Raw genomic sequence first — 3,673 nt, 5'->3', positions numbered from 1 at the left:
GGCGACACGGACTGCGATCTCACGTCGGGTGGGCAGCGCGACCGCCCGCCGGGCGGCGAGCCGACCGTCGGGCGCGCACCGAGCCTCCAGACCGGTCGCAGCCTGGAGGCTCGGCTCGCCCCCGCCTCGCTGCCACCGCCGCCGCGCGGCGCACCGCCGACACTTCGCGCACGAACGGTATCGTGGGGGCATGGCCTCCACCGAGCTCGACCCGCTCGCCCTCGACCGACAGCTCTGCTTCGCCCTCGCCGCCACGAGCCGCAGCGTCATCGGCCTGTACCGCGACCTGCTCGAGCCGCTGGGTCTGACGCACCCGCAGTACCTCGTGATGCTCGCACTGTGGGAGCACGACCCGCGGTCCGTCCGCGCGATTGCCGACGAGCTCCGGCTCGACTCCGCCACGCTCAGCCCCCTGCTCAAGCGGCTCGAGGCTGCCGGCTACGTCCGCCGAGCCCGGAGCGGCACGGACGAGCGCCAGCTCGAGGTGTCACTGACCACGGCCGGACGAGCCCTCCGCGACCGCGCCCGCGCCGTGCCCGTCGCAGTGGCGGACCGACTCGGCTGGCCCGTCGCCCGACTCGAGGCCCTCAAGGACGAACTCACCGCCCTGCTCGACGTCGTCGACACGGCCTGAACATCCACAGACCACATCGTTCGTGCGACAATCATGAGTGGACGAACGAAAGGCAGGACCATGGGTCGCTTCAGCGGGTGGTACCAGCGGTGGAACACGACGCTCATCGAGAAGATGGGGCCGTCGCAGATCGGCGCGGGGCATGACGAAGGCGTCGACGACCGCTCCGTCGACCGCGGGTGCCCCATCTGCCACAAGCCCCTGTCGCGACACCAGGTGATCCGCCCCGAGGGCCAGGTCCGCTCCTCCACGCTCGTCTGCCCCCGCGACTGACGACGGCGCCTGGCGCTGCCGGTCCCGACGGGTCGCGGCTCACACGATGACGAAGAACACGCTCCCGACCTCCACGCGTGCCCCGCGGAGCACACGGACCTCGACGCCGGGCTCACAGACCGTCTCGACCCCCTCGTGGACGACCGTCGTGCCGTTCGACGAGCCGAGGTCGGTGATGCGGACAGCGTCCTCCTCCACCACGAAGCGGAGGTGCGAGTTCGACACGCTGCGGTGCGGGTCATCGAACCGGACGCAGTTCGCAGCCCCGCGGGGACGCCGTCCGAGCACGCCGTCCCCGTGGATGACGAGCGTGGTACCGGAGCTCGTGTGGAGCGTCGCGCGGTGGACCACGGCGGATCGGCGTGGGGCGAGGAGGACCGTCTCCTCCGGGACGTCGGACTCCTCTGGCCGCAGCGGACGCGTCCGGATCGTGACGTCCAGGTCGGCGGACGTCTCCCCCGCGTCGGAGGGACCGGGAGCAGATCCGGCCTCCTCGTGAGGCTCGTCGGGACGGTCGCGCTCGTCGACCGGACCCGACGATCCGACGGGGTCGGTCGTGGGTGCCGTCGCCGACGTGGTCCCCAGCGGCAGGTCCTCGTCCCTCGACGAGCTCTGTTCGGTCGGTTCGGTGAACGGGTCGCTTCGAGCTCCCTCGGTGCCCACCGGGGCCACGGACCCGTCCGGGCGGACGACGAGGTCCCATGCGCCTTCCGCGCCCTCGGTGGTGAGTTCGAGCGGACGGCCGTAGAGCGCGGCGAGGGCCACCATCTCGGCGAGCGCAGCTTCACGTGCCGCAGCCGTACTGGCGTGTTCGGTGGTGCGGGTCGTTCCGTCGTGCGTGAACTCGAGCCGGCCGTCATCGCCGAGGAAGGCGGTGGACCGCGGGGTCGTCGTGCGTTGTGGTTCCATGTCCTCGGTCATCTCGGTGGAGCGGTGCGTGGGCAGCGTCTGGTTCATCCGGTGGGCTCCGACGGCAGCGCCGCGGTCACCGACCGAACGTGCCAGGAGTGGTCGACGTCCTTGCTGACGACCACGCGGTAGTCCTGTTCGAGCAGCACACGAGTGGCGGTCGCCCAACGGACGGAAGCCAGCCCGGTGCGCAGGTCCCCGCCGCCCTTCACGACCGACCACGACACCACCGACCGGTACCGCAGGACACCGTCGAGCCCCGTCGACACGGCGGCCGTCCCGGCGCCGGCCGCAGGTGCCGTCGTGACGTCGTCGCTCGCGATCGACGCGAAGTACTGTCCGACGGCGGCCGAGGTCGCGCTGGTCGTGTCAGCGTCGGTCTCACCCGTGGTCCGCTGGGACGCGGTGGCGGGTACCGGCACCCCGACGGATGCAGGGAGCCCGGACACCCACACGCGTGCGCCGCTGACGGCCACCGGGATGCTGAGCGCGACCTGGTGCTCCGACCCGCCCCGCGAACTGCCGTCCGAGTCCGAGGCCTCGGCCACGGTGGCGACGACCGTGACCAGTGCGTTGGCGCTGTCCACGATCGTGAACCCCACTGCAGACGCTGAGCGGGCGGTCGATCGACCGTTGCCGTCCCATCCTGCCTGCGCGGGCAGTCCGCGCTGCATCACGCCAGCGAGGGCGCTCGAACGGGCCGCGGGGTCGTCCTCGTCCCAGGTGAAGTACGCCTCGGTGAACCGCTCGGCGGTCGACACGGCGAGGGCCTGCGGGAAGGTCGCCGAGTACGGCACGCTGCTCGCCGAAGCCGGGGCGAACATGGTCCGGACCCCGACGACGATCGTGATGACCGCAGCGATCGCGACCAGCGTCTGGATCGTCCTGACCCACGAACGGCGCCCCCCGCGGGAGCCGAGGCCGACGATGTCGCGCAGCATCTCGAGCGTCCCAGAAGCCGAGCGCGCCGCCGTGAGCGGGCCGTGCTCGTCGGCACCGGACGTCGGGGCCGGGCCACCGCGACGGTGACCACGCGCGGCTCGTCTGGGCGATGGGGACGTCGCAACGCCGTCGTGCGCGGCAGCATCCCCCTCCGCCGTGCCGTCGCCAGGGCCTTCGCCAGGGCCGTCGTTCGTTCCGGTGGAGTCGGCACCGCCGGGCGCGACGACGGGGACGGGCTCCGGCACCGCGAGCTGCGGAACCTCGGGCACCGGGGCGCCGGCCGGCGGCAGTGTCTGGCCCGGGACGGGAGGAACCGTCAGCGCCGAGTCGGCTGCGGGCAGTGTGGGCACCGGCGCGAGGCCGGACGACGTCTCGTCGGCACGCCCGGGAGCATGCCCGACCTCGGCGACGACGGGCGTCACGACCGCCTCGGGCGCGAACCTCGACCACGTCGTGTCCGGCGGCACCGGCCCGCGAGCCGCCGGACGGACCTCGTCGGGACGACCAGCAGCAGCTCGCACTGTCGAGGGGTCGACCGCCGGCACGGTGCCGCCACTCCGAACCCAAGGGTTCTGCGCCGATGCCTCCTGTCGCGCGGCGGCGGTGGCGGCGGTGGCGGCGGCGGCGGCGGCGGCTGATCGCTGCTGCTCTCGCAGAGCACGGCGCGATACGACGACCTCAGTCATGTCGCCCTCTCGGGTCGGGTTGGTCGGACAGGGGGGAGCGGACAGCGCCGCGGCGCTTGGAGCCCTCGCGCATGGGGGTCATGGGCCGTCGATCGTGCCGTCGGGTGGCGGCAGGATGTCCGCCGCGATGAACGGGAACACCCAGGTGAACAGCGCGAAGACGATGACGGCGAGGAGCAGGAGCATCTCGATGACCTTGAGGGCGGTCGGACCGGGCAGGACCCGCCAG

The 3,673-nt window shown here is 72.8% G+C and carries 4 protein-coding genes; 2 read left to right on the top strand and 2 right to left on the bottom strand.

Translation table 11 applies throughout. The features are described from left to right. Positions 1-190 precede the first annotated feature (190 nt). Together BIU98_RS00140 and BIU98_RS00135 are read left to right on the top strand one after the other, a co-directional pair. A complete protein-coding gene (locus BIU98_RS00140; protein ID WP_071269528.1) occupies positions 191-634 on the top strand; it encodes a MarR family winged helix-turn-helix transcriptional regulator in 444 nt (147 codons plus the stop codon). A gap of 60 nt (positions 635-694) precedes the next feature. After that, complete coding sequence (locus BIU98_RS00135) at positions 695-907, top strand: hypothetical protein (protein WP_071269526.1); 213 nt, start codon at positions 695-697, stop codon at positions 905-907. 39 nt (positions 908-946) lie between these two features. Here the strand turns inward: BIU98_RS00135 and BIU98_RS00130 are convergent, their stop codons facing one another. Both BIU98_RS00130 and BIU98_RS18715 read right to left on the bottom strand, forming a co-directional pair. Next, the gene (locus BIU98_RS00130) at positions 947-1,864 is read right to left on the bottom strand and encodes an FHA domain-containing protein (protein WP_071269524.1); all 918 of its coding nucleotides are present in this window, start codon (positions 1,862-1,864) and stop codon (positions 947-949) included. Continuing rightward, on the bottom strand, positions 1,861-2,757 hold the full coding sequence (locus BIU98_RS18715) for a conjugal transfer protein (protein WP_139200480.1): 897 nt from the start codon (positions 2,755-2,757) through the stop codon (positions 1,861-1,863). Before BIU98_RS18715 ends, BIU98_RS00130 begins: the two co-directional genes overlap by 4 nt. Between the last annotated feature and the right edge of the window lie 916 nt (positions 2,758-3,673).

This window comes from Curtobacterium sp. MMLR14_010 (assembly GCF_001865015.1).
In the GTDB taxonomy this organism is placed as follows: Bacteria; Actinomycetota; Actinomycetes; order Actinomycetales; family Microbacteriaceae; genus Curtobacterium.
Note: the sequence above shows the minus strand (reverse complement) of the source record. Positions and strands in the feature narration are given on the sequence as shown.

What these genes read in the sequence shown, in the direction of transcription:
- BIU98_RS00130 (WP_071269524.1), bottom strand. Translation starts at nt 1,864, where the DNA reads ATGAACCAGACGCTGCCCACGCACCGCTCCACCGAGATGACCGAGGAC.
- BIU98_RS18715 (WP_139200480.1), bottom strand. Translation starts at nt 2,757, where the DNA reads ATGCTGCGCGACATCGTCGGCCTCGGCTCCCGCGGGGGGCGCCGTTCG.
- BIU98_RS00140 (WP_071269528.1), top strand. Translation starts at nt 191, where the DNA reads ATGGCCTCCACCGAGCTCGACCCGCTCGCCCTCGACCGACAGCTCTGC.
- BIU98_RS00135 (WP_071269526.1), top strand. Translation starts at nt 695, where the DNA reads ATGGGTCGCTTCAGCGGGTGGTACCAGCGGTGGAACACGACGCTCATC.